This is a genomic window from Flavobacterium anhuiense, assembly GCF_001705175.1.
Taxonomy (GTDB): domain Bacteria; phylum Bacteroidota; class Bacteroidia; order Flavobacteriales; family Flavobacteriaceae; genus Flavobacterium; species Flavobacterium anhuiense.
The window spans coordinates 2,851,282-2,875,114 of sequence record NZ_CP016907.1; the positions used below are offsets into that span (position 1 = coordinate 2,851,282).

Genomic DNA, 23,833 nt, shown 5'->3' on the forward strand with positions numbered 1-23,833 from the left:
AGTTTGTCAAATTAATTTCAATAGCGCTTGACAATTAAGGTCCTTTGTTGTTTGTTTAAAAAATATAGAACTACTTTTGAAGTTAAATTTCTCAACAAATTATGTATAGATGATTGCAATCAATAAAAATAGGCACTGGATGTTTTTAGTCTTTTTTTGGTGTCTGTTAGGTTTTACAATTTGGGGACAGCTAATAGAAGATTACAGTTTTTGGTCTGCTTTTTCCCAGTCCGTTTTAATTTTATTTTGTTCAACCGCTTTAGCGCATTTTTTAAGTGATGTATTATTGCCTAGCGCTTTGCGAAAAAATAAAATGGCTTTGTTTGCCTTGCAAGGTATTGTGGTGGTTCTTATTCTGTCATTTTGCCTCGCAACCATATATGCCGTTTTTTCAAATCCAGAATCAAGAAGCAGGTTATATCCCGATCAAGCTGATTTGAGTACACTTCAGTTTTTATGGACGCAATTTTATGGCAGTATTCCAGCGGCAATTTTAATAAGTAGCACAGCCTGCGGACTTCGGTTTTATCAGGAACATAATGCTATCGAAAGAAGTCATGCAGAATTGAAACAAGTGCATTTAGAGGCGCAAATCAAGATTTTGCAAGATCAGATCAATCCGCATTTGATGTTTAATGTGTTAAATCATATCCATATTCTAATGCAAAGCGATGTAAAGTTAGCTTCAGATTTATTGGTTCAGTTTTCGGATATTTTGCGGTACCAATTGTATGAATGCAACAAGGAATATGTGCCTTTGCATCTTGAAATCAAATATTTAAAGGATTTAATTGCTGTTGAAGAAACTCGTTGGGGAAATGAATTGGAAGTGAAAAGCAAATGGAATATTGAAAATGGACAGCTTCAGATTGTGCCGTTGCTTTTGGTTCCGTTAATCGAAAATGCTTTTAAACATGTTTCCCGACTTCCAAATCAAAAAGGATATGTGCATTTGTCTTGCGAGCAAATAAATCATCAGCTGAATTTTACAATTGAAAACTCTTATACCGAGCAATACAAAATACCTTCAAAAAATCAAGGATTAGGTTTAGAGAATGTAAAGAAAAGACTGGAAATACAATATCCAGAAAAACACAGATTAGATATTCATAAAACTGATTCTGACTTTACAGTTGAAGTGGTTTTAGATTTAAAATAATTTTTTTGCCACGAATTGCACAAATTAGCACGAATTTTAAATCTGCAATGCTTTGTGTTCTAAGCATTATTTACAAAAATTAAAACTTTGCGAACTTTGCGATCCCGATAGCTATCGGGATTGTGTACTTTGCGGTTAAAGAAAAAATCTGCTAAATCTGTCAAATCTGCGGGAAACAAAAAACAAACCAGAAACAAAAAAACTATGAAAATGAAATGTCTCATAATCGACGATGAACCTATAGCAAGAAACGGAATAGCAGATTTTGTTTCTAAAATTGATTTTCTCGAAACCGTCGGCACTTGTGCTTCCGCTTTGGAAGCTACTTCCTATCTTCAGGAAAAAGCGATAGATTTATTATTTCTGGATATAAATATGCCTTATTTGTCTGGATTGGAATTTTTAGAATCTTTAGAAAACCCGCCATTGGTGATTTTTACAACTGCTTATTCAGAACATGCTTTAGACGGATACCGCCTTCAGGTTGTGGATTATTTATTAAAGCCCATTACTTTTCAGCGTTTTTATCAGGCTTCGTTAAAAGCAAAGCAATGGCATCAAATGTTGAATTCACCAAAACAAAATCAATTGGATCCTTTTTTATATGTGCGTCAGGAAGAAGGGTTTCAGAAAATTTCTTGGATCGATATTTTGTATATTGAAGGGATGCAAAATTATGCTAAACTTCATTTTAAAGATAAAGTGCTGATTATTCATCAAACCATGATTTCATTAGAAGAAACACTTCCAAAAGAAATTTTCTTTCGAATCCATAAATCATTTCTCGTAAATGTTACGCATATAGATTCTATTTCTGGCGGACGATTATTTATAAAAGGACAAGAACTACCTATTTCAAGAACACGCCGTGAGGAATTATTGAAAGAGGTAGTGTATAAAAACTTATTAAGCAGATAGCTCTAGAATTTCCATTTTAGAGCTATTGCTCCATAAAAAGTAGTCGTGAATCTTGGATCAGCAATATCTTTTTCCTTAAAGATTTCTTTAATTTTTCGGTTTGTTGTCGAAAAACTTCGAACAAGAGTAGTTCCGCCAGTTGGTTCTAAAATCCAATGTTTTCCAAATTTCATCTGAGGTCGTAAGCCTGCAATTATCTGCTGATATCCAAGCAGGGTCGATTTATTCCCAATTTTGGTTTCAGCTGTCATTCCACTTAATTCGGCTACCGCTTTTAAGTCAAAACTATCAGACATTCGATAGCCTATTTCAACACCTTCAGGAAAAGCAACTTTAAAATGTAGCGCTCCCGTAGATTCCCAGTTAAAATAAATTCCAGGAAGAACCATCGGAACACCAAAACTATTAGTTAAAACTGGACCAGCACCCAAAGCCAATTTAGGATTAAATTGTTTGATAAAAAGAATGCCGCCTTGAAGCAGGACATCATCTTTATTAATTTCAACCATATCTGTATAAACACCTACAGAAGCCATAATTAATAAAGACCAAGAAGAAGAAATAGAGCGCAAATGTTTGACTCCAATTTGCGTATTGAGCAATTCATTCGGGAATCCGCTTTGAAATTCTACTGGAAGATCTTGTATGTTGTAGTTTCTGTTTTCCATTTTGGCATAACTGGCATTAAAAAATACCGACCAGAGTTTTGGATGATCGTATTTATCCATTTTTAAAGATAGTGGCACTTCAAAAGCCAGCTGCGCTCTTTTAAAATTGCTTTCGGCATTTGTCTTAGTGCTGTCTATTGGCCGTACATATTTAGAAAAAGGCACATAATCGACTTTAAATTCACCTGAAATTCCTGATTGTGAGTGTGCGGCAAGACTTGCCAATAAAAAAAGAAAAAGCTGCGATAGATAAAAGATTGTTTTGCTCATAATTTGATTAATTTTTCTGCGAATTACCACGTTCTAAATCAATCCAAAAAAATCATTTGACTACCAGCACTTTTCTTTTGACCAACGGTATAAAATAAAAAATCCGACAACTATTACAAGCTGTCGGATTTTTACCAAAAACAAAATAATAAATTAAACCTATTTTTTTATAGTTTAAAACCATAAGCAACACGCAATGCTACTTGATTGGTTCTAAAGTCATGATAATCTTCGTAACGAACACTTAAATCGATGTACTTGTTGGCATAACCAATTCCTGGAGCCCATAAAAAGGTAGTTTTATCGTAACCGTTTGTTACAGCAAAACCAGCACCCAGTTCTCCTAAAACATAAAATTGATCTTTTAATACAAAAGCTTTAAAACCTGCTTTGGCTGGAATGAATCCAAGATCTTTTATGTTATTTCCAAGTTCATCTTTCCCCATAAATAAATTTGTAAATCCCGTTGTTAAGGTTAATGATGTTTTTTTAGAAAGATCGTACTGTAAACGTACATCTCCACCCAGAGACCAGTCATAATCGTTATCGGTTGGAAGACCTCCATTTAAACCGACTCCTAATCTAAAACCCTGATCGTAATTTTCGACTTCGCTGTCTTGAGCAAAAGTTGTGTTGGCAAATAAAAACGTGAACGCAGCTAGGCATAACATCTGTAATTTTTTCATGGCTTATATTTTTGAAATTTCTATGATGTAAAATTATATGGAAGCCATTTGGAGTTTGTTATACAATTTTTAAAAATCGTTACATAATATTGAGTTCGTCTTATTTTTGTCTTAAAATTGGGATATATTTTTATTGATAGGATAGAATTCGAAGCTTCTGACTATCTTTGCGCACAAAATAGATTAGAAGTGAATTTAAAGCAGTACACCAAAGAGTTTTCGTATAATTTAAGGCTGGCATATCCTGTTATTTTAGGAATGGTCGGACATACTTTAATTGGTATCGTCGATAATATAATGGTTGGTAAAATTGGAAGCACGGAATTGGCGGCAGTTTCACTTGGAAATAGCATGATTTTTATTGCAATGTCTCTAGGAATTGGATTTTCTACAGCTATTACGCCAATTGTTGCCGAAGGTGATGCGGAGAAAAATGATACTAAAATTCGATCTGCTTTTCATCATGGATTATTTCTTTGTACCATTCTAGGATTAGTGCTTTTTACGGTAATTATGTTTGCTAAACCCATTATGGAATTGCTGAAACAGCCTGCAGATGTAATCGTGCTGGCAAAACCCTATTTAGGATGGGTGGCTTTTTCTCTAATTCCATTAGTAATGTATCAGGGTTATAAACAGTTTGCAGACGGAATGTCGTTAACCAAATATTCTATGTATGCTATGGTAATGGCAAACGTTCTTCACGTTGGAATTAATTATGTTTTAATATGCGGTATTTGGTTTTTTCCAAAAATGGGAATTATCGGAGCGGCTTTAGGAACTGTAATTTCTAGAATATTTTTAGTAATGTTTATGCACATTATGCTTTCGCGAAGAGACGATTTAAAACGCTTTTTTAAAGGTTTTAGTTTTAATGAAATAAAAAAAGCAACCATAAAAAAAATTATCAGTATCGGATTTCCTTCTGCGATGCAAATGCTTTTTGAAGTAGTTTTATTTACTGCCTCGATTTGGCTTTGCGGGAATATCGGAAAGACAAGTCAGGCAGCAAATCAGATTGCACTGAGTTTGGCGTCGATGACTTTTATGTTTGCAATGGGATTAAGCGTGACTTCTATGGTTCGTGTAAGTAATCAAAGAGGGTTGATGGATTATAAAAAACTGATTGTTGTAGCACGTTCTATATTTTTGCTAGCTATTATTTTAGAAACGGTTTTTGCTATTTTCTTTATTGTTTTCCACGATTATCTTCCAAATATTTTCTTGAATATGGAGAATACTGGACAGATTTTGGATAATGAGGAAGTAATTGCCATTGCCTCAAAACTGCTTTTAATTGCAGCTGTTTTCCAAATTTCTGACGGAATCCAAGTTGTGGTTTTAGGTGCTTTGCGCGGATTGCAAGATGTAAAAGTGCCTATGTACATTACTTTTGTAGCCTATTGGGTTATCGGTTTTCCTATTTCTTATTATTTAGGAGAACACACCGAATTGAAGGCGCAAGGTGTTTGGGTCGGACTTTTGGCAGGTTTAACAGCCGCAGCGATTTGTTTGTATGTCCGTTTTCATTACTTAACCAAAAGATTGGTTAAGAATTCAGATACAGAATAATTAAATTTGAAAAAATAAAAGGCTGATTTTTATATATGAAATCAGTAGCAAACAATAAATTAATCAATTACTAAAAAAAATAAACATATGGAATTACCTAAATTTTTACTTGGAGACAACACTGATTTTCCAGATGATATTTTTATCATCCACCTAGATTATCCAAGATTTATTATCAATTTAAAAGACGATGAGGTTGAGTTTTTAGAAGAACCTGAAGATCTGGATGAAGCAGAATTAAACGCTGAAATGGAAAGTTTAATTGAAAAAGCAAATGAGTTTTATGATAGAGAAATTAACCGTTACGAAGAGTAATTGTTTTTCTGATCTTATGTTCCTATACTATTTTTAATGAAAAATTTACGTTTCTTAAAACCGATTTTCAGTTTTATATTGATCGGATTATTGATAACCACTCTAAGCCGAATCTTTTTATTTTTTCTTTTTAAAGAAAGAGTAGTGCAAACGCCAGATTTCTGGTATATTTTTCCAATCGGTCTTCGAATGGATTTGATATTACTTTGCTATTTGTCGTTTCTACCCGCATTGCTAATTACTTTTCTGCCGAATAAATGGATAAAATTCACCAACAAATTTCTGGTAATTTATAGTTTTCTATTTCTGTTTTTAATTCTTTTTGTGGAATTAGCTTCGCCAGATTTTGTAAAACAATATGACACGCGTCCAAATAAGATTTTCTTAGATTATCTTATTTATCCGAAAGAAGTGGTTGGAATGCTTTTAAAAAGCTATCTGACTTCTATCGTCGTGACATTCCTAATTTTGGGAGTTGTGATGTATTTTGCTTTCAAAAAGGGGAAAAAATATTTTCATACGACCAGCGCAGATTACAAATTCAAATTAATGGTATTTCCATTAGTGGCTTTTTTATTGTTTTTTGGAGCGCGTTCGAGTCTGACTTCAAAACGTCCTATTAATGCGAGTAATGCTGTTTTCTCGACAGATCAATTGACAAATACTTTGGGATTAAATTCATTTTATACAGTAGCTTTTGCAGCTTATTCGATCAAAAATGAAGGAAATACTAAAATGTATGGTAAAATGGATGAAGCCGAGGCAATTGCTCGTGTAAAGAAATACATGATCGCTGGACCAAACGATTTTACAGATAAAGATATCCCGTTTTTACATGTGCAGCAGCCAGATTCTGTTGTAAAGAAACCATACAATCTGGTTATCTTTTTGCAAGAAAGTTTAGGTGCAGAATATGTTGGAATTTTAGGAGGAAAACCATTAACGCCAGAATTTGATAAATTATCTAAAGAAGGAACATTATTTACCAATTTATATTGTACAGGAACCAGAAGCGTACGTGGAATTGAAGCGGTTGTGACCGGATTTTTGCCTTCGCCATCAGAAAGTGTTGTAAAGCTTGGAAACTCACAGCAAGGCTTTTTTACTTTAGCGGAAGCATTAAAACAAAAAGGTTACGATACCAGTTTTATTTATGGCGGAATGGCCAATTTTGACAACATGGCTTCTTTTTTCAACGGAAATGGTTTTACAGACATTGTAGACCAAACTGATTTTGATTCTGATGGAAATAAATATGCTTTCAAAGGAACTTGGGGCTATTCTGATGAAGATTTGGTGACCAAAGCCAATCAGTATTTTAAATCAAAAGGCGATAAACCGTTTTTCTCTTTAATGTTCTCGACTTCAAATCACGAACCTTTTGAATATCCGGCAGGAAGAATTAAACCTTATGATAAAAAGCCTAATACGGTAAACAATGCCATGAAATATGCCGATTTCTCTATTGGAAAATTCTTTGAAATGGCTAAAAAAGAACCGTATTTTAAAAATACAATTTTCATTGTAATTGCAGATCACAATACCAGAACGTACGGTAAAAATTTAGTTCCAATCAATAAATTCCATATTCCAGCATTTATCATGGGGCCAGGAGTTCCAAAAGGAGCTATTTATGATAGATTGGCAAGTCAGATTGATATTCCGCCAACATTATTAGGATATTTAGGAATGCCTTTCGAAACTCCTATGGTAGGTCGAAATCTAGCTAAACTAGATCCAAAAGTACAAGGAAGATCTATTATGCAGTTTAATGATATCAATGCATTTAGAGTAGAAAACCAAGTGGTGATCATGCAACCCAATTTGAAACCACTTCAATTTGAAATAAAAAATGATACCACTTTAGTTCCTGTAAAACTAAACGAAGATTTAGCAAAAGATGCTTTGGCGCATGTTATTACAGCAGGGAATTTGTATAAGGAAAGCAAGTATAAGCTTAGAGCTAAAAAATAGTAACAAAGTAACAGAGATCAAAGTGACAGAGTAAAAGCTTTGTTTCTTTGTTACTTTGTCTCTTTATTGAAATATATTTTCAACAAACTAGAAGCAGCTGCAAACGATGAAATTTCATTGTTTTGCACTGCTTTTTTACTTTCTTCTAATAATGATATGATTTCCGGCTGATTATAGAAATTTTGTTTTAGCTGTTCGTTAATGGTTTCCATCATCCAGAAATGGTTTTGCTCATTTCTTTTTTCTTGGAAAAACCCGGTTTCTTTCGTCATTTCAAAATAATCAGAAATAGTGTTCCAAACTTCAGGAATTCCATCTTTTGCCAACGAACTGCAAGTAGTTACTTTCGGTTGCCAGTTTGATTTTTTTGGAGGAAATAAATGCAAAGCGCGATTAAATTCTACTTTCGCCTGATTGGCTTTTTTTACATTATCGCCATCAGCTTTATTAATGACAATAGCATCTGCCATTTCCATAATGCCACGTTTAATGCCTTGAAGTTCGTCGCCAGCACCAGAAATCTTTAAAAGTAAAAAGAAATCGACCATGCTATGAACAGCAGTTTCGCTTTGGCCCACACCAACGGTTTCAATAATAATAGTATCAAAACCTGCAGCTTCACAAAGTATGATAGTTTCTCTGGTTTTTCTTGCTACACCGCCTAAAGTCTCTCCCGAAGCGCTTGGTCGGATAAATGCATTTTCGTCCTTAACCAATTCCTCCATTCTAGTTTTGTCGCCTAAAATACTTCCGTGTGAAAGAGAACTGCTTGGGTCAACTGCTAAAACTGCGACCTTTTTTCCTAATTGTGTCAGGTGTTTTCCAAAAGCCTCAATAAAAGTGCTTTTCCCGACACCCGGAACACCAGTAATTCCAATGCGAATTGATTTATTGGCATGAGACAAACAGCCTTGAATAACTTCGCCAGCTTTCTCAAAATGATCTGGATTAGTGCTTTCAATTAAAGTAATCGCGCGACTGAGAGAAGTTCTGTTTCCTTCTAAAATGCCATCAATTAGTTCTTGAGAAGTGGGCTGTTGCCTGCGTTTGCTTTTAATTTGATTGATAGCCGAAATATTGGTGATTTCGGGAGGTGAAATTCCAGCTTTTTCAGATATGTTGCCAGTTTGTTTATTAGAATTTGACAAAACGCACTTTTTAGAAATGTAAAAGTACAGAAAACAAAAACAGTTTCAAAAAGTTAGTTTGCCACGAATTACACGAATTCTCACTAATTTGTTATGCCAAAAAGTATTAAAAAAAAGTTTGCCACGAATTACACAAATTTCCTCGAATTATTCTTCTACTACTATAAAAAAAAATTAGTGAGAATTCGTGTAATTCGTGGCAAAAAAACTTAGAATCTTAGCGCCTTAGGAACTTAGCATCTTTAAAAATTAATATCCAGCTGTAAAGCGTACTTGATGATGTTTTGGAGTTTCTACTTCGTCAGCAATTACAACAGCTAAATCTTCTACAGATAAAATACTTCTTTGTTCGTCATTAAAAACAGGATTTTCTAAACCTAAACGGTATTTTCCGGTTCTTCCAGTTTTAGTTCCAGCATGCATTTCGAAAGCAGGGCTAAAGAATGCCCAATCCAAATCTTTTTCTTCTTTGATGATATTTAAATAATGTCTCGCGGCGTTGGCTCCAGGGTAAATCTCCTTTGGAAAATCTGGAGTGTCAACTGCTTGTAAATCTGGGGCAACATATAGACTTCCAGCTCCACCAATTGTAATAAAACGTTTAACACCCGATTTTTTAACCGCTTCCTGAATAGCTTGTGAACCTGCTAAAAAATCATCGTAAATATTAGGGTTAGTCCAACCGGGATTGTAAGCATTGACAACAGCATCGTGACCTTTCAAGATTTCTGCCAAAGCGTCAATATTAAAAATATCTGCAGCAATCCATTTAGCATTTGCTGTATCTTTTGGAGTTCTTGCAATAGCAGTGATTTCGTGTTTTCTGTCTGCTAATTCGTTTAAAATTGCTGAGCCAACAAATCCTGTAGCTCCAATAAGTGCGATTTTCATAATATATAAATTTATTTAGTAATAAAAAATGTTACAGTTTCGGGTAAAAAAATAGTTTTAAAATTGATTCGAAAAATCTTCCAATGAAATTCCCTCCAGCTGTCTGCTGACGTTTTGATTCATTTCGCTATATAAAGCTTCCAAATGCTGATTGATGTTTTTTCCAACAGGACAATCAGGATTCGGCTGATTCTTTGCAAAGCCTAACCCAATTGTTTCAAAGGTCATTTCGAATATTTGTTTTAAAGTTAGATCAGCAGCATTGACCGCTAATTTTGTACCGCCATTTTTTCCTTCTTTACTTTCTACAATATGATGAGCTTTTAAATTGGCAATTTCTTTTCGAACCAAAACAGGATTTAGATTAATACTTCCCGCAATAAACTCCGATGACAAATAATCATTGGGGAATTTATGGAGCAAAGTAAGAATGTGAATCGTTATGGCAAATTTACCTGAAATCATACTGTAATAAAATATGTTACAAATTTACATCTTTTTGTAACACAAAATACTAATTTAACTAAAAATTAATTCTTTACCTCAAATTTTAAATACTTATTTTTGTGATGATCTTACATATGAACAACTTTATACTAATATTTCTCTTTCTTTCGCTGGGTTTGGTTTTACAGCACGTAAAACAGTTTCCCACTCATATCTATAAGACGCTCAATAAAATTGTTATTTATTTCTGCCTTCCTGCCATTACTTTATATCATATTCCTAAAATAAAATGGAGCAGCGAATTGCTATTTCCGATAGGAGCGGGGTGGATTACTTATATTCTGGCTTTTATATTTTTTCATTTTTTAGGAAGAAGAAATGGCTGGTCCAATAAACTGATTGGCTGTTTGATTTTGACAGCAGGATTAAGCAACAGTTCTTTTTTAGGATACCCGATTATTGAGGCTTTGTTTGGAAAGAAAGGTTTGGAAACGGCTGTATTAGTTGATCAGCCGGGAACTTTTGTGGTGGTTTCAACACTTGGGGTTTTTACTGCTGCTTTTTATTCTAAAGGAAGCCCGAATGCCTTAGGAATTTTCAAAAAGATTATCACGTTTCCGCCATTTTTGATGTTTGTTTTGGCATGTCTAATGAATATTTTCGATTATAATTTAAATGAGAACTTTCAGTCAGTATTGCTAAAAATAGGAAGTTTAGTAACACCTTTAGCTTTGCTCTCTGTTGGTTTGCAATTGACTTTTGATCGAAAAAGCCAGCATTGGAAATTTTTACGACTTGGACTTTTCTTTAAATTGCTTTTGATTCCTTTTATAATTTTTGTGCTATATGTTTTTATTTTTAACCAACATTCTGAAGTCATAAAAATTACAATAATGGAAACCGCCATGGCGCCCATGATAACGGGTGCGATCTTAGCTTCAACTTATGGATTAAAACCAAAATTAAGCAGTATGATGATCGGTTTTGGAATTCCAATTTCCTTTGTTACGCTTGCTTTTTGGTATTTTGTTTTGAGTTTTATTTAGGAGTAAAATACTAATTATATCGACAAAGTAGAATTTTAACTTTTTTTAAGAAAATCAATGTTTTCTATATGCTTTTTTTGGTTAATTTTAGATGAACTAAAAAAATGAAATTATGTCAACATTAAGATTAGGCGATATAGCTCCGGACTTTCGAGCAGAAACCACGCAAGGACCAATTAATTTTCACGAATGGTTAGGAGATTCGTGGGGTGTTTTATTTTCACATCCAGCAGATTTTACGCCAGTTTGTACAACTGAATTGGGAACAGTGGCGAACTATGTGCCAGAATTCAAAAAAAGAAATACTAAAGTTATTGCTCTGAGTGTAGACGGTTTAGATTCACATAAAGAGTGGATTAAAGATATCAACGAAACTCAAAATACAGAAGTAAATTTCCCAATCATTGCCGATGAGGATAAGAAAGTAGCTAATTTATACGATATGCTTCATCCAAATGCAAGCGATAAATTTACAGTGCGTTCTGTTTTCGTTATCGGACCAGATAAAAAAATAAAATTAACTTTGACTTATCCAGCTTCAACTGGAAGAAATTTTGACGAATTACTTCGTGTAATTGACAGTTTACAATTGACTGCCAATTATAGCGTTGCCACTCCTGCAAACTGGAAAGATGGAGAAGATGTGGTAATCGCACCTGCAATTCCAGATAGCGATATTCCAGCTAAATTCCCAAAAGGACATACGCCAATCAAACCTTATTTGAGATTGACTCCGCAGCCGAATAAATAATAATCTGAGTCTCTAAGTTTCTGAGATGCTGAGATTATAAGTTTTTATATAAAGTAAAAAACAAAGGCGTTGAGATTTTCAATTTATGAAACTTCTCAACGCCTTTTTTAAACTCCGGATCTTAGAATCTTAGGATCTCAGAAACTTACTTAGCCGCCAACAAAGCATTCATTCTTTTCTTATCTCCTACAACCCAGAGAATATCATTTTTCTCTAATATCAAACTAGATTCTGGATTTAGAATACGGTTTCCGTTTCGTTCAATTCCTACGACCATTCCGTCTGTTTTGGCTCTGAACTGTCCGATGCTTTTTTGAATAAACTCATCTTGAGAAACTTCGAGCTGTCGTAAAACAATATCTGTTTCTTCTACTTTTGTAGGCGGTTCTGTTTCGTTTTGAGTTAAGAATTTTGTGAATTCTGCGATTTGTGCATCAGTTCCAATTACACATATTTCATCGCCTGGAAATAGACGTTCCGTTTTGGTAGGAATCGGAATGGTGACTTCTCCTCGTTTAATGTAGGCGATATTAATTCCTAATTGTTCACGAATTTTGAGTTCCTGTAAAGTCTGACCCACTAAATTTGATTCTTTTTTAATTTCGAAAAACGACATGTGTCCGTCCCAAGGCATTAAATTGGCATATCGTCTATCGATCTTTTTGTTTTCGCGATCGTTTAGGTTTTTCAAAAAGTGATTTTCGATTTTATGGTATTGCTCATTTAGTTTTTTAGGGAAAATTTGATAAGCTCCTATTGCAATAATCAGCGCTACGAAAGCTACTAAAGGAGAGAAGAAAATATTCAATAAAAACCCGACAAAGAATAGGCCGAGACTCATTCTTATCAAGATAAGCATTAAAAGTGCGCCACGATATTTGCGTTCTTCCCAAAGGGTTTCAACTTCATCAACTTTTACACGACGGAGCGAAAGTGCCCATAAAAATGGAGCAATTACAACCAGAGTCAATAAAGCAGCTAATGTATTTCCGAATCGTGTATCGGCAACCAATGGCGCTACAAATTTGGAAGACAATAATATAATGGCTGTAATAATAATGGTATGAAGAATAATTTGCGTAATCGAAGAACGAAGTACAATTTGCCAAGTACTGACAGATTTAATGGCTTGTGCATTCACACTATAACGGTTAATGTTTTTAACCCATCTTTTAGGCATTTTTGCCTCTAAAAAGAATGCAAAACGTTCAGAATATTTAATTAAGAAAGGTGTGGTAAATGTCGTGATTGCAGATACAGCCACAATAATTGGGTACAAGAAATCACTAGTAACTTTTAAGGACATTCCAAGAGTGGCAATAATAAATGAGAACTCTCCAATTTGTGCCAAACTCATTCCGGTTTGAACAGATTGTTTTAACGGCTGGCCAGAAATCAAAGCACCAATAGAAGAACTAAAAGCTTTTCCAAATATGGTCAATAAAGTAATTATGGCAACAGGAAGCGCATAATTTATCAATGTTACTGGGTTAATCAACATTCCGACAGATACAAAGAAAACGGCACCGAAAAAGTCTTTTACAGGCTGAATTAAATGTTCAATTTTTTCTGCCATTGTAGTTTCAGCAATAATAGATCCCATGATAAAAGCGCCTAATGCTGGAGAAAAACCAACATTTGAAGCAAAAATTACCATCATTAGACATAATGCTAATGAGATGATGAGTAGCATTTCATCTGTCATCAGATGTTTAGCTTTTTTGAAAATAGTTGGAATAATAAAGATTCCCCCTAAAAACCAGATAATTAAAAAGAAAATAAGTTTTAAAACAGATTGTAATAATGCTGTTCCCGAAACCTGATCGCTTACAGCAATAGTTGATAGCAAAACCAGCATCAGAATTGCCACAATATCTTCGACGATTAAAGCTCCGAAAACAATTCCAACGAATTTTTTCCCTTTTACGCCCAATTCATCAAAAGCTCTGATAATAATAGTTGTGGACGAAATGGAAAGTGTGGCTCCCAAGAAAATACTGTCCATTTTTCCCCAGCCCATCCATTGCCCGACTGCGTAACCAATTACGGTCATAAACAAGATCTGGGTTATGGCGGTGACAGACGAAGTCCCTCCAACCTTCATTAGTTTCTTAAAGCTGAATTCAAGTCCTAAACTAAAAAGTAAAAATATAACTCCGATTTCTGCCCAGACTTCGACACTTTTCATATCGGTGATAGATGGGAAGAAATCAAAATGGTTTCCAGCTAAAAATCCTGCAATAAGGTAACCTAAAACCAAAGGCTGTTTCATTTTTCTAAATAATAGAACAGCAATTCCGGCGGTCATCAGGATTAATCCTAAATCACTAATTAAAGGTTGTAAGTGGTGTGAAGTTTCCGCAGCGGCATTTAATGCAATCATATAAAAACGTGGTATTTTTTTAACGGCTGATCCAGCTTTTTATTTCAAATGAAATTCAATGGCTCCTATTAAAATAAAAGGAGTCTAACCTGGATTTGCCTCTGGATTTAATAAAAAAAAGCTATCTCGATAAAGATAGCTTTTTTTGGTAAAATATTTGGTATTTTTCTTAAATTCCTGTGTAATTACTAGGCGTTATAGCCAATAATTCTGCTCTAACGGCATCTGAAACTTCTAGAGTCGCAATAAAGTTATGAATCGCATTTTTGTCAATCGCTTCATTAGTTCTTGTTAATCCTTTTAAAGCTTCGTAAGGGTTTGGATACGCTTCGCGACGTAAAATAGTTTGAATAGCTTCAGCAACTACTGCCCAGTTTTTCTCTAAATCTTCAGCAAATTTACTTTCGTTTAAAAGCAATTTATTTAATCCTTTCAAAGTAGCTTCAAAAGCAATAACTGTATGTCCAAAAGGAACACCAACATTACGTAAAACAGTACTGTCAGTTAAGTCACGCTGTAATCTTGAGATTGGTAATTTTGCAGAAAGGTGTTCAAAAATAGCATTTGCAATTCCTAAGTTTCCTTCTGAGTTTTCAAAATCAATTGGATTTACTTTGTGCGGCATTGCAGACGAACCGATTTCTCCAGCTTTGATTTTTTGCTTGAAATAATCCATTGAAACGTACGTCCAGATATCGCGATCTAAATCGATGATAATCGTATTGATTCTTTTTAAAGCATCAAAGAAAGCTGCAAAATGATCGTAATGCTCAATTTGTGTGGTTGGGAAAGAATGTTTTAAACCAAGATCTGTTTCAACAAATTTATTTCCGAATTGTTTCCAGTCAATTTGTGGATATGCTACGTGGTGCGCATTGAAATTTCCTGTTGCTCCTCCAAATTTAGCAGCAAACGGAATGTTGAATAACAAACGCATTTGCTCTTCTAAACGTTCTACGAAAACCAAAATCTCTTTTCCTAAACGAGTAGGAGATGCAGGCTGTCCGTGTGTACGTGCCAGCATTGGAATGTCTTTCCACTCAACGCTTAATTCTTTTAATTTTGCAATTACAGCAATTAAAGTTGGCATATAAACTTGCTCAAACGCTTCTTTTGTAGAAAGCGGAATGGCAGTGTTATTAATATCTTGAGACGTTAATCCGAAGTGAATGAACTCTTTGTATTGAGATAAACCTAATTTCTCAAAAGCATCTTTAATAAAGTATTCAACCGCTTTTACGTCATGATTGGTTACTTTCTCTGTTTCTTTAATCCAAAGAGCATCTTCAGTTGAGAAGTTTTTGTAGATGTTTCTCAAGCTTTCAAATAGACTAGAATCAATACCTTGCAACTGAGGCAACGGAATTTGGCATAAAGCAATGAAGTATTCCACTTCAACCAAAACGCGGTATTTTATTAAAGCTTCTTCAGAGAAGAAAGGTGCTAAATTTTGAGTTTTATTTCTATATCTTCCGTCAATTGGTGATATAGCATTCAATTCGTTTAGAGTAGTCATTGTGATGTTGTTTTTTCGAAAGGTGCAAATATAAGGTATTGTTAAAACTTCTGAAAGCTATATTTGAGCTTAAATCATGGTTTTGAAAATTTTATCCCAAATGGTAAAGTAAAAACCGTAATTTTGAGACTCATTTTTATGATGATCGTTATGGAATTTAGTAGTCGAAATCCATTTTGTAAAGGAATTGCTGTACCAAAAAGATGGAAATATGTCTTTTTTTAAATGCCCGAATATTCCATAAGACAGATTTAAAACGAGATAAATAATGATGCTCAAATAATTAAACTTCAAAATCGTAATTAAAAACAGCCATATAAAGCCAAAACCCAAAGTTTCTATCGGATGAAGAACATATAAACTATAAACATTAGTTTCTACATGCGTGTGATGCAATTTATGAATTGGGTAAAGCCATTTTAAATGATGAACCAGAAAATGAAAAATGAACATGAAAAGATCCATCAGAAGAATCAATAAAAGAGTATCGAAAATGATAAGTTTAATAGAGGCTGAAAAATCTACTTTCATAATTCCGTAGCGATACAATTCAAAACCGATTAAAGTGATGAATGTGTTGCAAAGCAGCGTAGAAAGCACCCATTTTCGATCTTTATTCTTTAAAAAAGTGTTTTCGGGTTCTAGCATCTTTCCAATTAAAACCGATAAAACAACCAGCGCAGAGTTTTCAATTAAAAAGAAAACAAAGAGGCAGAATAGATTAAACGGAAATAATTGCTGTAACCAACTTTCAAAAATCATGTTGTTTTTTCTAAATTCAATAATTTCTCCCTTAAATCGGCAACTCCTTCAGAAGCAAATTTGGCAATGGTTTCAACTTTATTTTTAAGATTCGGAATCGAAATAGGTTTCGGATCAATATAAAAAACAGGAGTTGTGCTTGGCGTATAAGAAATTAATCCAGCGGCAGGATAAACTTGCAGAGAAGTCCCGATTACAGCAAAATAATCTGCGGTTTCTGTAATATCAATAGCTTCTTCGAGTGCAGGAACTTCTTCACCAAACCAAACAATGTGCGGGCGCAATTGATGTCCGTTCGCATCCAAATCTCCAGTTTGCAAATCTTCAGTCCAATCTAAAATCAGGTTTTTATTTTGAGTGCTTCGCACTTTTAGCAGTTCGCCATGCAAGTGCAAAACATTTGTGCTTCCTGCGCGTTCATGAAGATCGTCAACATTTTGAGTGATAATCTGTACGTCAAAGTCTTTTTCCAATTCAGCCAAAATGATATGACCCAAATTCGGATTTACTTCTTTTAACTGTTGGCGTCTTTTATTGTAGAAATCTAGAACCAACTCTTGATTTTTATACCAACCTTCTGGAGTGGCAACTTCCATCACATCATGTCCTTCCCATAAACCATCACTGTCGCGAAAAGTTTTAATGCCGCTTTCAGCGCTAATTCCTGCTCCTGTTAAAACAACCAGTTTCTTTTTCATTCGTAGTTATATTAAAAGATAAAAATAGTGATTTCTTTATTCAAATGTTTAGTAAATAGCGAGGAGAAACTATACTTTTTGGGATAAAAGAATGGGGGTTTATACGCTTTGTCTCTCTTTCTGAATTATTTAATTTTAATGTTCTATTTGAAAAAAGCGTTTCTAAATGATTTTAATTCAATTTACAGGGCTTTCTGGTTCAGGAAAAACGACTTTGGCAGAAAATGTCAGGCATCTGCTGCTTCAGAATAATTACGAAGCTGAAATCGTAGATGGCGATGTTTATCGGCAGACAATCTGTAAAGATTTGGGATTTTCTAAAGAAGACCGATGCGAAAATGTACGACGTCTTTTTAAGGTTGGCCGAAGTTTAATCGAGGAAAATAAAATCGTTTTGATGTCGGTTATAAATCCGTATGAAAATGTTAGAAGTGAATTAAGAGCTTTTGAATTTGTAAAAACAGTATTTCTGGATTGTTCGATTAGCAATTTGATTGAAAGAGATCCAAAAGGATTGTACAAAAGGGCTTTATTACCAGATCATGATCAAAATAAAATTAGAAGTTTTACAGGAATAAGTGATGTTTATGAAACTCCAGAAAAAGCAGATTTGGTCTTAAAAACAGATACAGAAACGGTTTCGGTTTCTACCGATAAACTCTACAATTTTATAATTAGTAATTTAAAAAATTAAGGTTTATGAATCCTTCTTCGTGCCAGCTTCCTGTTTCTTTTTCGATAGAAAAATTACAAAATGATTTATTGACTTGTGAAACCAATTTATGGACGCCGCATTTTAATACGAATCGTTACGAAGGAAAATGGACAAGTGTTTCTTTGCGGTCGCAATCTGGTTTGGAAACCGACATACTTTCTTTTGCAGATAAAGAATATAAAAATACGCCTTTATTGGATAGCTGTCCGTATTTTAAAGAAATAATGGATTGGTTTGAATGCGAAAAAGAAGCGGTGAGATTACTAAGGCTCGGTCCTAATAGTGAGATAAAAGAGCATGTTGACAATGATACGTCGTACGAAGACGGTTTTTTTAGAATTCATGTTCCTATTGTAACCAATTCTGAAGTTTATTTTTATGTAGACAAAAAACTAGTTCCAATGAAAATGGGGGAGTGCTGGTATGCCAATTTTCAATTGCCACACAGTGTTCAGAATAAGAGTTCAGAACCTAGAATTCATTTGACTTTGGATTGCATAAGAAATGATTGGTCTGATGAATTGTTTTCTAAAATAGGTTTTGATGTGAATTTCGTATATAAGAAACAATATTCAGATGAGGTAAAGCAGCAGATTATTGCAGAGCTTTCTAGAAATCCATCTGAAACCAATGCTAAGATTATTGCCGAACTTCAATCACAAATGAACCCATAAAAATGGAAAGTATACAGCATCTTATCTCAAATTGGATTCCGATTAAATTGATTGAAAAAGAAAATGAAGTCTATTTTGAATGGATTTATTTTTCCGACATTCCTTTTGCAGATCCTTTTTTTGAAGAAACAATTGCGAAATGTAGAAGCCACAACTATAATTCAAAACTGTTTAAATTAATAAGTACAGCAGAAAATCTAATTGAATGGTCTAACGAACTCGAATTTGTACCATTAAAAGGATTTGTTTTTCATATATCAAGATGTGGCTCTACTATGTTAAGTCAGTGCTTAGCGACTTCGTCTGAAAACATTGTGGTGTCTGAAGCTCCAATTGTCGATCAGATTTTAAGAAGCGACGCTTTTGACGCCGATACCAAATCGGTTTTGCTTAAATCGGTTATCAGATTGCTTGGACAGAAACGATCTCCTGAACAAAAAAATCTTATTATAAAACTAGACGCATGGAGCATTTTTGAGGCTTCTTATTTGCGATCGGTTTTCCCTAAAATTCCTTTTGCATTACTGTATCGAAATCCAGGAGAAGTTTTAAGGTCGCACCAAAAGATGGCGGGTATGCATATGATTCCAAATTTAATTCCGTCGAGTGTTTTGTTTTTGGAATTACTTCTAAAGAAGTTCAAGAGGTGAGTTTTCAGCAGTATCAAGCTTTGGTTTTAGAAAAATATTTTCAAGGTTTTCTCCATTTTTATGAAAAAGACAGCAATGTGATACTGCTAAATTATAATGATGGAATGAAAAATGTCGTAGAAAGATTTATAGCTTTCATAAATGTCAAATTTTCCGAAATTGAATTAAATGGCATGTTGGAACGACTTAAAAAACATTCTAAAAATGAAAATACTGTTTTTATTGGAGATTCTTACAAAGACGATATTTTGTCTATTAATTTGAATGAAGTTAATCTGCTTCACGAAAAGCTGAATGCCAATTTCATTGAAGATTTGGCACGTTGAAAATTTGGACGAAGCTTCTTTTTCTTTTATTTATGTATTTTTGCGCCAAACTTAAATAAAAATGATTGATTTAGATTATCTCGCATTCTTAGAAAACATATTAACTGAAAATAGAAAAGCTAATTTTTTAAAAGTACTAGAAAATAGAACAAAACATTTTACAGTTGCAGTAGAAGATGTTTATCAGATGCATAATACAAGTGCGGTAATGCGAAGCTGTGAAGTTTTTGGAATTCAGGAATTAAATGTAATTGAACAGCGCTTTGGAAAAAGAATCGATAAAGAAATTGCTTTAGGTGCGCAAAAATGGGTTGACATTAACCGGTTTGATTCGGTTTCAGGATGTCTTTCAGATTTAAGAAGCAAAGGATACCAGATTATTGCCACAACTCCACATGAAAAAGACTGTATGCTTGAAGATTTTGATATCTCAAAACCAAGCGCTTTATTCTTTGGAACAGAAAAAGAAGGATTATCAAAAGAAATTATGGATAACGCCGATGGTTTCTTAAAAATACCAATGGTAGGTTTTACAGAAAGTTTGAATATTTCTGTATCGGCTGCGATTATTATTCAAAGCTTGACCAATAGACTTAGAAGATCTGATATTAATTGGAAATTAACTGATGAAGAAATTTTAGCAAAACGTTTGGATTGGGCCAAAAATTCGATACGCGATATAAAACGAATTGAAGAGCGTTATTATCAAGATAATCCTAGATAAGTCGCAGTCAGTCTCAGTCACAGTTCGAAGTATAAACTAGAAATTTAGATAAATAAATAAAAAGAAAAGACCGATAGTTTAAACTATCGGTCTTTTTTATGGGATTTAAAGTATCAGTCTGTAAACTAAGACTGCGACTGAATACTAAAAAAATATTTAGTTAATCAAAACCCAAGTTCCAGCAGCGATTAAAGCCTCAGCTTTTTTGTACTTCATTGTTTCTGTTTTACCAGTTGCCACTTCCTGAACTGTTACAGTATCATTTCGGTTGATTTTTGGCATATCTCTAACGATAGTTTCAGTAACCTGACGCTGTTGTGTTTCTCCAGCTTCACGGTTTAAGCTTTCGCTGTTTGGAATTTCGTCTTTGCTTAGCTGTAAGTTTTCTTTTGGACGAGCTACCTCTCTTGCTTCGTGAATTTCAGGAGCGTTTTGAGCAGGTAAGTCACCTTTAAATAAGAATGAAATTACTTCTTTATTAACGTTATCCAACATTCCTCTAAACAAGTTGAAAGCTTCTAATTTGTAGATAAGCAATGGATCTTTTTGCTCGTGAACCGCCAATTGAACAGATTGTTTCAATTCGTCCATTTTGCGTAAGTGTTTTTTCCAAGCCTCATCAACAATAGAAAGTGTGATGTTTTTCTCAAAATCAGCAATCAATTGAGCTCCTTCGCTGTCATAAGCTTTTTTCAAGTCTGTTACCACATTCAAAGTTTTGATTCCGTCTGTAAATGGAACTACAATTCTTTCGAAATGATTGTTTGGCTCTTCATAAACTCCTTTAATGATTGGGAAAGCTTCTCTTGCGCTTCTTTCAGTTTTTTCTGTATAGAATGCTAAGGCTTCTTTGTAAACTTTTCCAGTAACTTCAATATCATTTAATTTTGCAAATTCAGCTTCTGAAATCGGAGATGTAATTCCGAAATAACGAATTAAATCAAATTCAAATCCTTTGAAGTCATTCGCCACTTTATTGTTGCTTACGATTAATTCGCAAGTGTCATAAAGCATATTCGCGATATCCAGTTTCAAACGCTCACCAAACAATGCGTGACGACGACGTTTGTAAACTACTTCACGTTGAGAGTTCATTACGTCATCATATTCTAATAAACGTTTACGAACTCCAAAGTTGTTTTCTTCTACTTTTTTCTGAGCACGTTCGATAGATTTAGTCATCATGGAATGCTGAATAACTTCACCCTCTTTTAATCCCATTCTGTCCATTACTTTCGCAACTCTTTCAGAACCGAATAAACGCATTAAGTTATCTTCAAGAGAGACATAAAATTGAGAACTTCCTGGATCTCCTTGACGGCCAGAACGACCGCGCAACTGTCTGTCTACACGACGAGAATCGTGACGCTCTGTACCAACGATTGCTAAACCTCCCGCAGCTTTTACTTCTGGAGATAATTTAATATCAGTACCACGACCGGCCATGTTTGTTGCAATTGTTACAACCCCAGCTTTACCAGCTTCTTCAACGATTTGTGCCTCTTGCTTGTGCATTTTAGCGTTCAATACGTTGTGTTGGATTCCTCTCATTTTAAGCATACGGCTTAATAACTCCGAAATCTCTACAGAAGTTGTTCCAATCAATACTGGTCTTCCTGCTTTTGATAATTCAGTAACATCCTCAATTACAGCGTTGAATTTTTCGCGTGTAGTTTTGTAAATGTAATCTTCTTTATCTTGTCTTGCAATCGGACGGTTTGTCGGAATTTCAACAACATCCAATTTATAGATTTGCCATAACTCACCAGCTTCTGTAACAGCAGTACCAGTCATACCTGCTAATTTGCTGTACATTCTGAAATAGTTCTGTAATGTAACTGTTGCAAAAGTTTGAGTTGCAGCTTCGATTTTTACGTTTTCTTTTGCTTCGATCGCTTGGTGAAGACCGTCTGAATAACGACGTCCGTCCATGATACGACCTGTCTGCTCATCGACAATCATAATTTTATTGTCCATGATAACGTACTCTACATCTTTTTCGAATAAAGCATATGCTTTTAAAAGCTGAGTAAGAGTATGGATACGTTCGCTTTTTACACCAAAATCTTGGAATAATCTTTCTTTGGCTTCAGCTTCCGCGTCTTTATCTAATTTTTGTTTTTCAATAGCAGCGATTTCTGTTCCGATATCTGGTAAAACGAAGAAATCCGCATCAGTATCTCCAGAAAGGTATTTGATACCGTTGTCTGTCAATTCAACTTGATTGTTTTTTTCTTCAATCACAAAATACAAAGCTTCGTCAACTTTGTGCATTTCACGATTGTTATCTTGCATATATTGATTTTCAGTTTTTTGAAGCAATTGTTTAATTCCTTCTTCACTTAAAAATTTAATTAATGCCTTATTTTTAGGTAAACTTCTGTAAGCTCTCAATAATTGAAAACCTCCATCTTTTGTATTACCTTCTTTGATTAATTTTTTAGCTTCAGCTAAGAAACCATTTGCTAACTGACGTTGTTGTGCAACTAAGTTTTCGATTTTTGGTTTCAATTCGTTGAATTCATGGCGATCTCCTTGAGGAACCGGTCCAGAAATGATAAGAGGTGTTCTAGCATCATCAATTAATACAGAGTCAACCTCGTCGACAATGGCAAAATTGTGTTTTCTCTGCACTAAATCGCTAGGCGAGTGCGCCATGTTATCTCTTAGGTAGTCAAAACCAAATTCGTTGTTGGTTCCGTAAGTAATATCCGCATCGTAAGCTTTTTTTCTAGCTTCTGTACTTGGTTGGTGATTGTCGATACAGTCAACAGATAAACCGTGGAACTCGAATAAAGGAGCTTTCCATGTGCTATCACGTTTCGCTAAGTAGTCGTTCACCGTTACTAAATGAACTCCGTTTCCTGTCAAAGCATTTAAGTAAAGTGGAAGAGTAGCTACCAAAGTTTTACCTTCTCCCGTTTGCATTTCGGCAACTTTACCTTCGTGCAATACCATACCGCCAATTAACTGAACATCGTAGTGAATCATGTCCCAAGTGATGTCTTTTCCGGCAGCATTCCATTTGTTAGCCCAAATAGCTTTATCACCATCAATAGTGATATATGATTTTGTTGCTGAAAACTCGCGATCTTTTGGAGTTGCTGTAACTTCAATGTGTGAGTTTTCTTTAAAACGGCGAGCCGTTTCTTTTACAACAGAAAAAGCTTCTGGAAGAATTTCCATTAAAGTTTTTTCTGAGATTTCATAAGCTTCTTTTTCAAGAGCATCTATTGCATCATAAATGTCTTCTCTTTTATCGATGTCTTCGATGTTTTCTACTTCGGCTTTCAGCGAAGCAATTTTAGCATCTTTTTCAGCTCTAGCTTCTTTGATTCTATCTTTAAAATAAACGGTTCTTCCTCTTAATTCGTCGTTTGTAAGACTCATTAATGGAGCTTCGAATGTTTTAATTTTATTTAAGTAAGGTTGTAAAGCTTTGACATCTTTCTGCGACTTATCGCCGACAAAGACTTTAATAATACTGTTTATGAAACTCATGATTTATTGTATTTCTTTTATTATATAATATGTATTTGA

General features: G+C 34.3%; 22 protein-coding genes. 12 read left to right on the forward strand and 10 right to left on the reverse strand.

Translation table 11 applies throughout. From position 1 onward, the window contains the following. Positions 1 to 139: 139 nt before the first annotated feature. Together BB050_RS12545 and BB050_RS12550 are read left to right on the forward strand one after the other, a co-directional pair. Positions 140 to 1,159: a sensor histidine kinase gene (locus BB050_RS12545; protein WP_236940330.1), complete on the forward strand. Its 1,020-nt coding sequence runs from the start codon at positions 140 to 142 to the stop codon at positions 1,157 to 1,159. A 204-nt stretch (positions 1,160 to 1,363) separates the two neighbouring features. Then, positions 1,364 to 2,077, forward strand: coding sequence for a LytR/AlgR family response regulator transcription factor (locus BB050_RS12550; RefSeq protein WP_066035156.1), 714 nt, complete (start codon positions 1,364 to 1,366; stop codon positions 2,075 to 2,077). Between the two features lie 2 nt (positions 2,078 to 2,079). On the opposite strand, the gene BB050_RS12555 is transcribed toward BB050_RS12550, so the two are convergent. Continuing rightward, on the reverse strand, positions 2,080 to 3,015 hold the full coding sequence (locus BB050_RS12555) for a DUF6268 family outer membrane beta-barrel protein (protein ID WP_066033771.1): 936 nt from the start codon (positions 3,013 to 3,015) through the stop codon (positions 2,080 to 2,082). 167 nt (positions 3,016 to 3,182) lie between these two features. Continuing rightward, entirely contained in the window at positions 3,183 to 3,701 is a 519-nt protein-coding gene (locus BB050_RS12560) for an outer membrane beta-barrel protein (protein WP_008468032.1), read from the reverse strand. A gap of 189 nt (positions 3,702 to 3,890) precedes the next feature. Between BB050_RS12560 and BB050_RS12565 the strand changes: the two genes are divergently transcribed. From BB050_RS12565 to BB050_RS12575, 3 genes are all read left to right on the forward strand, one after another. Further along, positions 3,891 to 5,273 carry an MATE family efflux transporter gene (locus BB050_RS12565; RefSeq protein ID WP_066035157.1) on the forward strand — a complete coding sequence of 461 codons (1,383 nt, stop codon included), beginning with the start codon at positions 3,891 to 3,893 and terminating at the stop codon, positions 5,271 to 5,273. 87 nt (positions 5,274 to 5,360) lie between these two features. Beyond that, on the forward strand, positions 5,361 to 5,588 hold the full coding sequence (locus BB050_RS12570; RefSeq protein ID WP_008468034.1) for a hypothetical protein: 228 nt from the start codon (positions 5,361 to 5,363) through the stop codon (positions 5,586 to 5,588). Positions 5,589 to 5,624: 36 nt separating this feature from the next. Further along, the gene (locus BB050_RS12575) at positions 5,625 to 7,562 is read left to right on the forward strand and encodes an LTA synthase family protein (protein WP_066033772.1); all 1,938 of its coding nucleotides are present in this window, start codon (positions 5,625 to 5,627) and stop codon (positions 7,560 to 7,562) included. A 50-nt stretch (positions 7,563 to 7,612) separates the two neighbouring features. Here the strand turns inward: BB050_RS12575 and meaB are convergent, their stop codons facing one another. The 3 genes from meaB to BB050_RS12590 all read right to left on the reverse strand — a co-directional run bounded on the left by meaB (position 7,613) and on the right by BB050_RS12590 (position 10,066). Continuing rightward, a complete protein-coding gene (meaB, locus tag BB050_RS12580) occupies positions 7,613 to 8,710 on the reverse strand; it encodes a methylmalonyl Co-A mutase-associated GTPase MeaB (RefSeq protein ID WP_066033773.1) in 1,098 nt (365 codons plus the stop codon). Between the two features lie 249 nt (positions 8,711 to 8,959). Next, a complete protein-coding gene (locus BB050_RS12585) occupies positions 8,960 to 9,601 on the reverse strand; it encodes an NAD(P)-dependent oxidoreductase (protein WP_066033774.1) in 642 nt (213 codons plus the stop codon). 57 nt (positions 9,602 to 9,658) lie between these two features. Continuing rightward, the gene (locus BB050_RS12590) at positions 9,659 to 10,066 is read right to left on the reverse strand and encodes an RrF2 family transcriptional regulator (protein WP_008468038.1); all 408 of its coding nucleotides are present in this window, start codon (positions 10,064 to 10,066) and stop codon (positions 9,659 to 9,661) included. 116 nt (positions 10,067 to 10,182) lie between these two features. Here BB050_RS12590 and BB050_RS12595 point away from each other — a divergent pair, with 116 nt between their 5' ends. After that, the gene (locus BB050_RS12595) at positions 10,183 to 11,094 is read left to right on the forward strand and encodes an AEC family transporter (RefSeq protein ID WP_035691973.1); all 912 of its coding nucleotides are present in this window, start codon (positions 10,183 to 10,185) and stop codon (positions 11,092 to 11,094) included. Between the two features lie 112 nt (positions 11,095 to 11,206). Then, positions 11,207 to 11,845 carry a peroxiredoxin gene (locus BB050_RS12600; protein ID WP_066033775.1) on the forward strand — a complete coding sequence of 213 codons (639 nt, stop codon included), beginning with the start codon at positions 11,207 to 11,209 and terminating at the stop codon, positions 11,843 to 11,845. A gap of 145 nt (positions 11,846 to 11,990) precedes the next feature. Here the strand turns inward: BB050_RS12600 and BB050_RS12605 are convergent, their stop codons facing one another. The 4 genes from BB050_RS12605 to BB050_RS12620 form a co-directional block, all read right to left on the reverse strand. After that, positions 11,991 to 14,228, reverse strand: a complete 2,238-nt coding sequence (locus tag BB050_RS12605; protein WP_066033776.1) for a cation:proton antiporter domain-containing protein — start codon at positions 14,226 to 14,228, stop codon at positions 11,991 to 11,993. 169 nt (positions 14,229 to 14,397) lie between these two features. Beyond that, positions 14,398 to 15,744 (reverse strand): adenylosuccinate lyase, encoded by a 1,347-nt coding sequence (gene purB / locus BB050_RS12610; RefSeq protein ID WP_066033777.1) that lies wholly within the window; start codon positions 15,742 to 15,744, stop codon positions 14,398 to 14,400. Between the two features lie 69 nt (positions 15,745 to 15,813). Then, positions 15,814 to 16,506: a sterol desaturase family protein gene (locus BB050_RS12615; protein ID WP_066033778.1), complete on the reverse strand. Its 693-nt coding sequence runs from the start codon at positions 16,504 to 16,506 to the stop codon at positions 15,814 to 15,816. Further along, complete coding sequence (locus tag BB050_RS12620) at positions 16,503 to 17,204, reverse strand: SIR2 family NAD-dependent protein deacylase (RefSeq protein WP_066033779.1); 702 nt, start codon at positions 17,202 to 17,204, stop codon at positions 16,503 to 16,505. The genes BB050_RS12615 and BB050_RS12620 overlap by 4 nt, the downstream gene beginning before the upstream one ends. Positions 17,205 to 17,370: 166 nt before the next feature. Between BB050_RS12620 and cysC the strand changes: the two genes are divergently transcribed. The 5 genes from cysC (at position 17,371) to BB050_RS12640 (ending at position 20,293) form a co-directional block, all read left to right on the forward strand. Continuing rightward, positions 17,371 to 17,898 carry an adenylyl-sulfate kinase gene (gene cysC, locus BB050_RS12625; protein WP_066033780.1) on the forward strand — a complete coding sequence of 176 codons (528 nt, stop codon included), beginning with the start codon at positions 17,371 to 17,373 and terminating at the stop codon, positions 17,896 to 17,898. 5 nt (positions 17,899 to 17,903) lie between these two features. Then, positions 17,904 to 18,593, forward strand: coding sequence for an aspartyl/asparaginyl beta-hydroxylase domain-containing protein (locus BB050_RS12630; RefSeq protein WP_066033781.1), 690 nt, complete (start codon positions 17,904 to 17,906; stop codon positions 18,591 to 18,593). 2 nt (positions 18,594 to 18,595) lie between these two features. Further along, positions 18,596 to 19,243 (forward strand): hypothetical protein, encoded by a 648-nt coding sequence (locus tag BB050_RS12635; protein WP_236940331.1) that lies wholly within the window; start codon positions 18,596 to 18,598, stop codon positions 19,241 to 19,243. Further along, entirely contained in the window at positions 19,240 to 19,569 is a 330-nt protein-coding gene (locus BB050_RS22065) for a hypothetical protein (protein ID WP_236940332.1), read from the forward strand. The genes BB050_RS12635 and BB050_RS22065 overlap by 4 nt, the downstream gene beginning before the upstream one ends. A gap of 61 nt (positions 19,570 to 19,630) precedes the next feature. Continuing rightward, entirely contained in the window at positions 19,631 to 20,293 is a 663-nt protein-coding gene (locus BB050_RS12640) for a TrmH family RNA methyltransferase (protein ID WP_008468050.1), read from the forward strand. Positions 20,294 to 20,449: 156 nt separating this feature from the next. On the opposite strand, the gene secA is transcribed toward BB050_RS12640, so the two are convergent. Next, positions 20,450 to 23,794 carry a preprotein translocase subunit SecA gene (gene secA / locus BB050_RS12645; protein ID WP_008468051.1) on the reverse strand — a complete coding sequence of 1,115 codons (3,345 nt, stop codon included), beginning with the start codon at positions 23,792 to 23,794 and terminating at the stop codon, positions 20,450 to 20,452. Positions 23,795 to 23,833: the final 39 nt, after the last annotated feature.

Excerpts from the sequence above, each read along its gene's own strand:
- BB050_RS12585 (WP_066033774.1), bottom strand. The coding sequence starts at position 9,601 with ATGAAAATCGCACTTATTGGAGCTACAGGATTTGTTGGCTCAGCAATT.
- BB050_RS12600 (WP_066033775.1), top strand. The coding sequence starts at position 11,207 with ATGTCAACATTAAGATTAGGCGATATAGCTCCGGACTTTCGAGCAGAA.
- BB050_RS12560 (WP_008468032.1), bottom strand. The coding sequence starts at position 3,701 with ATGAAAAAATTACAGATGTTATGCCTAGCTGCGTTCACGTTTTTATTT.
- secA (WP_008468051.1), bottom strand. The coding sequence starts at position 23,794 with ATGAGTTTCATAAACAGTATTATTAAAGTCTTTGTCGGCGATAAGTCG.
- BB050_RS12545 (WP_236940330.1), top strand. The coding sequence starts at position 140 with ATGTTTTTAGTCTTTTTTTGGTGTCTGTTAGGTTTTACAATTTGGGGA.
- BB050_RS12595 (WP_035691973.1), top strand. The coding sequence starts at position 10,183 with ATGAACAACTTTATACTAATATTTCTCTTTCTTTCGCTGGGTTTGGTT.
- cysC (WP_066033780.1), top strand. The coding sequence starts at position 17,371 with ATGATTTTAATTCAATTTACAGGGCTTTCTGGTTCAGGAAAAACGACT.
- BB050_RS12590 (WP_008468038.1), bottom strand. The coding sequence starts at position 10,066 with ATGATTTCAGGTAAATTTGCCATAACGATTCACATTCTTACTTTGCTC.
- BB050_RS12605 (WP_066033776.1), bottom strand. The coding sequence starts at position 14,228 with ATGATTGCATTAAATGCCGCTGCGGAAACTTCACACCACTTACAACCT.
- BB050_RS12635 (WP_236940331.1), top strand. The coding sequence starts at position 18,596 with ATGGAAAGTATACAGCATCTTATCTCAAATTGGATTCCGATTAAATTG.
- purB (WP_066033777.1), bottom strand. The coding sequence starts at position 15,744 with ATGACTACTCTAAACGAATTGAATGCTATATCACCAATTGACGGAAGA.
- BB050_RS12615 (WP_066033778.1), bottom strand. The coding sequence starts at position 16,506 with ATGATTTTTGAAAGTTGGTTACAGCAATTATTTCCGTTTAATCTATTC.
- BB050_RS12575 (WP_066033772.1), top strand. The coding sequence starts at position 5,625 with ATGAAAAATTTACGTTTCTTAAAACCGATTTTCAGTTTTATATTGATC.
- BB050_RS12570 (WP_008468034.1), top strand. The coding sequence starts at position 5,361 with ATGGAATTACCTAAATTTTTACTTGGAGACAACACTGATTTTCCAGAT.
- BB050_RS12620 (WP_066033779.1), bottom strand. The coding sequence starts at position 17,204 with ATGAAAAAGAAACTGGTTGTTTTAACAGGAGCAGGAATTAGCGCTGAA.
- BB050_RS12640 (WP_008468050.1), top strand. The coding sequence starts at position 19,631 with ATGATTGATTTAGATTATCTCGCATTCTTAGAAAACATATTAACTGAA.
- BB050_RS12630 (WP_066033781.1), top strand. The coding sequence starts at position 17,904 with ATGAATCCTTCTTCGTGCCAGCTTCCTGTTTCTTTTTCGATAGAAAAA.
- BB050_RS12555 (WP_066033771.1), bottom strand. The coding sequence starts at position 3,015 with ATGAGCAAAACAATCTTTTATCTATCGCAGCTTTTTCTTTTTTTATTG.
- BB050_RS12550 (WP_066035156.1), top strand. The coding sequence starts at position 1,364 with ATGAAAATGAAATGTCTCATAATCGACGATGAACCTATAGCAAGAAAC.